3 protein-coding genes and 1 pseudogene are annotated in these 4,071 nt (G+C 69.5%); 1 reads left to right on the top strand and 3 read right to left on the bottom strand.

Annotated elements, in window-relative coordinates:
- Positions 1-358 (bottom strand): annotated as a pseudogene (locus tag ASG00_RS15125) (hypothetical protein); the annotation flags it as partial.
- Positions 359-581: 223 nt separating this feature from the next.
- Here ASG00_RS15125 and ASG00_RS02210 point away from each other — a divergent pair.
- Positions 582-1,019 (top strand): Rv3235 family protein, encoded by a 438-nt coding sequence (locus tag ASG00_RS02210; RefSeq protein WP_045248346.1) that lies wholly within the window; start codon positions 582-584, stop codon positions 1,017-1,019.
- A 72-nt stretch (positions 1,020-1,091) separates the two neighbouring features.
- On the opposite strand, the gene ASG00_RS02205 is transcribed toward ASG00_RS02210, so the two are convergent.
- Positions 1,092-2,318 (bottom strand): pyridoxal phosphate-dependent aminotransferase, encoded by a 1,227-nt coding sequence (locus ASG00_RS02205; protein ID WP_056206511.1) that lies wholly within the window; start codon positions 2,316-2,318, stop codon positions 1,092-1,094.
- An 83-nt stretch (positions 2,319-2,401) separates the two neighbouring features.
- Positions 2,402-4,071 (bottom strand): preprotein translocase subunit SecA (locus ASG00_RS16475; RefSeq protein ID WP_442922581.1); only part of this gene is annotated, 1,670 nt, incomplete at its 5' end.

The following is a 4,071-nucleotide window of genomic DNA, read 5'->3' as shown; positions in this document are numbered from 1 at the left end:
CCATCCGGGCGCGGAGGGGTCGGGGGGCGCTGATCTCGCGCACGCTGTCGGCGATGGTCACAGCCGGCAGGTCGATGCGGACGATCGCCCCGACCGCGACGAGCGAGAGAGCGGATGACTCGTCCTCGATCGCCGCCCAGTCGGGGCCGGCGAGCACGAGGCGGCCTCGCACCGGCGCCGCACCCGCCAGCCACAGCGCTACCGCGGCGCGCACCTCCGCGAGAGCGGAGAGTCGGTCGGTGAGGGCGAGCTCGGCGATGCGGACGCGCTCGGTCTCCGTGGCCGCGAGACGGCGCTCGGCCTGCGCCTGCGCGGCGAACTGCAGCTCGAGCTCGGAGAGGAACGGGTCCCAGGTCACCCGCGCACGCTAGCGGCCGCGGGCGCCGGGAAGGCCGCGGCATCCACAGTCGAGCCGCCCCGACACGTGCGCGCAGCAGCGCCGGACGCGCCCACGACGGCCTCTATGAGAGGACTCTCATCGACAAAGGCGCCACATGAGAGCACTCTCATCCACTCTATGAATCGCCTGTGCTCAACTGAAAACGACCAGCAGTTACCCCCGTTTCATGAGCGAGGTCGAGATGGCGATCACCTTCACCGGCGCACGACGCGCCGCTCCCCCGGCAGGCCGCGTCGACGCGGGCGACGACTTCGCCCCACGCCCCACGAGCGCCGCCGAGCTGCCGGCGCCGGAGCCGATCCTGCACAACCTGTCGGTCGGAGTGCTCGAAGTGTTCGCGGGAGTGCGCGACGTCGAGCAACTCGCGCGCTGGCTCACCGAAGACGCCTACCGCAAGCTGCTGACCCGCGCCAACCTGGCGGCCCGCGCCCGCAGCGCCCGCGGCGTCGCGCCGAGCCGCCCCGTGCACAACATCATCCGCGTGCACCAGTCGAGCCCTGCCGACGGCGTCGTCGAGGGCGTCGTGATCGTGCGAGGCCCCGCCCGCACCCGGGCGATCGCCCTTCGACTCGAAGGCGTCGACCACCGCTGGCGTGCGACTTCGCTCGCGCTCCTCTGAACGACGATCACCCCCGTCGCTCTTCCGCGGCGCCCCGGCTCGGCCATCGCCGGCCCCGAGGGCGCCGCGCCGTCACTGGCGGTACGACGAGAGGAAGTTGCCGAGCCGCTCGATCGCCTCGACCAGCACGCGTGTCTCCGGAAGCGTCACAATGCGGAAGTGATCAGGGTCGGGCCAGTTGAATCCCGTGCCCTGCACGAGCAGCACGTGCTCGGCGACGAGGAAGTCGTAGACGAACTTCGCATCGTCGTGGATCTCGTGCACCTCGGGATCGAGGCGCGGGAACGCGTAGAGCGCACCGGCCGGCTTCACGCAGCTCACGCCGGGGATCGACTCGAGCGCCTGCCACGCGGCATCCCTCTGCTCGTGGAGTCGCCCCGCCGGGGCGATCAGCGCGTCGATCGACTGCACTCCGGACAACGCCGCCTGCACGGCATACTGCGCGGGGACGTTCGGGCACAGCCGGGTGGACGCGAGCAGCGTGATGCCCTCGAGGAAGCCCGCTGCGTGAGACTTGGGACCGGTGATCACGAGCCAGCCCGAGCGATAACCGGCGACACGGTAGGTCTTGGAGAGGCCGTTGAACGTCAGGCAGAGCAGGTCGGGGGCAAGAGTCGCGAGCGGCGTGTGCACCGCATCGTCGAAAAGGATGCGGTCGTAGATCTCGTCGGCCAGCAGCAGGAGGGAGTGCTCCCGGGCGACCTCGACGATCTGGGAGAGCAGCTCGGGCGAGTAGACCGCACCCGTGGGGTTGTTCGGATTGATGACGACGATCGCCTTCGTGCGCGGCGTGACCTTCGCGCGGATGTCGTCGATGTCGGGCTGCCAGCCGTTCTGCTCGTCGCAGCGGTAGTGCACGGGTGAGCCGCCGCCGAGGCTCGTCATCGCCGTCCACAGCGGGTAGTCGGGGCTCGGGATGAGCACCTCGTCGCCCTCGTCGAGCAGCGCCTGCATCGTCATGGTGATCAGCTCGGAGACCCCGTTGCCGAGATAGACGTCGTCGGGATCGACGTGCGGGAACCCCGGCACCTGCTCGTAGCGCGAGACGATGGCGCGGCGGGCGGACAGGATGCCGCGGCTCTCGGAGTAGCCGTGCGCGTGCGGTACGGCCTCGATCATGTCGCGCACGATCTGGTACGGCGCCTCGAACCCGAACGTGGCCGGGTTGCCCGTGTTCAGCTTCAGGATGCGGTGGCCGTCGGCCTCGAGCCGGTCGGCCTCGACGAGGGCCTGACCACGGATCTCGTAGAGGACATCCTTGAGTTTGCGGGACTGATCGAGGGGGCGAAGCGGGCTCACCGGTTCAGGATAGACCCGACCCCGACAAGCCAATCGACCCCCGGTGGCCTGCACCGGGGGTCGATCGCGTCGGGGGCGACGGGCTACTTGTTGCGATCGGCCGCGCGACGCTGGGCGCGGTTCTGCGGCGCCGGCGTCTGCTGCTCGGGGGCGACCCGCTGACCGAACGCACCGCGCGGCGCCTCGGCGGCGGGTGCGGGGGCCTGTGCCGGAGCGGATGCCGCGGCCCGGTCGCGCGCGCGCCCGGTCGCCGCCTTCTGCACCTGACCGCGGTCGTTGCGCACCTCAATGTCGCCGTCCTCGGTGGGAGCGGAGTACTCGAGACGCTGGCCCTCGAGCGCCGGGGTGTCAAGACCCTTCGCCGCGACCTCGGTCTGCTCGTCCTGGCGTCGCACCTCGACCTCGAGGTTGAAGAGGAACCCGATCGACTCCTCCTTGATCTGTCCCATCATCGACTGGAACATCTCGAAGCCCTCGCGCTGGTACTCGATGAGCGGGTCCCGCTGCGCCATCGCGCGCAGTCCGATGCCCTCCTTGAGGTAGTCCATCTCGTAGAGGTGGTCGCGCCAGCGGCGGTCGAGCACCTGCAGCACGACTCGACGCTCGAGCTCCCGCATCGCCGACGAGCCGAGAGTGCCCTCGCGCTTCTGGTAGGCGATGACCGCGTCACTGCGCAGCTCGCGCTTGAGCCCCTCCGCCGTGATGCGTCCCTTCTCCCCTGCCTCTGCGACGACCTCGTCGATCGTGACGCTCACGGGGTAGATGGTCTTGAGTTCGGTCCACAGCGCATCGAAGTCCCATGCCTCCGTGTGCCCACTCGACGTGTGGTCGTCGACGATCGCGCCGACTGCGTCGTCGAGGAACTTCTGCACCCGGTCGGCGATGTTGTCGCCCTCGAGCATGTGCCGGCGGTCGGCGTAGATGGCCTCGCGCTGGCGGTTGAGAACGTCGTCGTACTTGAGCACGTTCTTGCGCATCTCGGCGTTACGGGCCTCGACCTGTGCCTGGGCGCTCTTGATCGCGCGCGACACCATGCCCGACTCGATCGCGACATCGTCGGGGAAGTTCGTGCGCGCGAGGATCGCCTCGGCCGCGCCGGACTGGAACAGACGCATCAGGTCGTCGGTGAGCGAGAGGTAGAAGCGGCTCTCGCCCGGGTCACCCTGACGACCCGAGCGACCGCGCAGCTGGTTGTCGATGCGACGGGACTCGTGCCGCTCGGTGCCGAGGACGTACAGTCCGCCCGCCTCGATGACCTTCTCGCCCTCGCCGGCGACGACGTCGCGCACCGCGGTGTAGACGCCCTCCCACTCGGCCTCGTAGGCCTCTGGGGTCTCGACCGGGTCGAGGCCCTTCTCCTTCATCTGCTGCACGGCGAGGAACTCCGCGTTCCCGCCCAGCATGATGTCGGTGCCGCGGCCGGCCATGTTGGTGGCGACAGTGACCGCCCCGAGGCGACCGGCGCGGGCCACGATCTCGGCCTCGCGAGCGTGATTCTTCGCGTTGAGCACCTCGTGGCGCACGCCCTTCTTGGCGAGGAGGCGCGACAGGTACTCACTCTTCTCGACGCTCACGGTGCCCACGAGAACCGGCTGCCCTGCGGCGTGCCGCTCAGCGATGTCTTCGACGACCTGGGCGAACTTGGCCTGCTCGTTCTTGTAGACGAGGTCGGGCTTGTCCTGACGGATCATCGGCTTGTTCGTGGGGATCGGGACGACGCCGAGGTCGTAGGTCGACATGAACTCGGCCGCTT

The organism is Microbacterium sp. Leaf351 (assembly GCF_001423825.1).
Classification (GTDB): Bacteria; Actinomycetota; Actinomycetes; order Actinomycetales; family Microbacteriaceae; genus Microbacterium; species Microbacterium ginsengisoli.
This window is presented reverse-complemented; position numbering and strand designations above follow the sequence as displayed.

Excerpts from the sequence above, each read along its gene's own strand:
- ASG00_RS02210 (WP_045248346.1), top strand. The coding sequence starts at position 582 with ATGGCGATCACCTTCACCGGCGCACGACGCGCCGCTCCCCCGGCAGGC.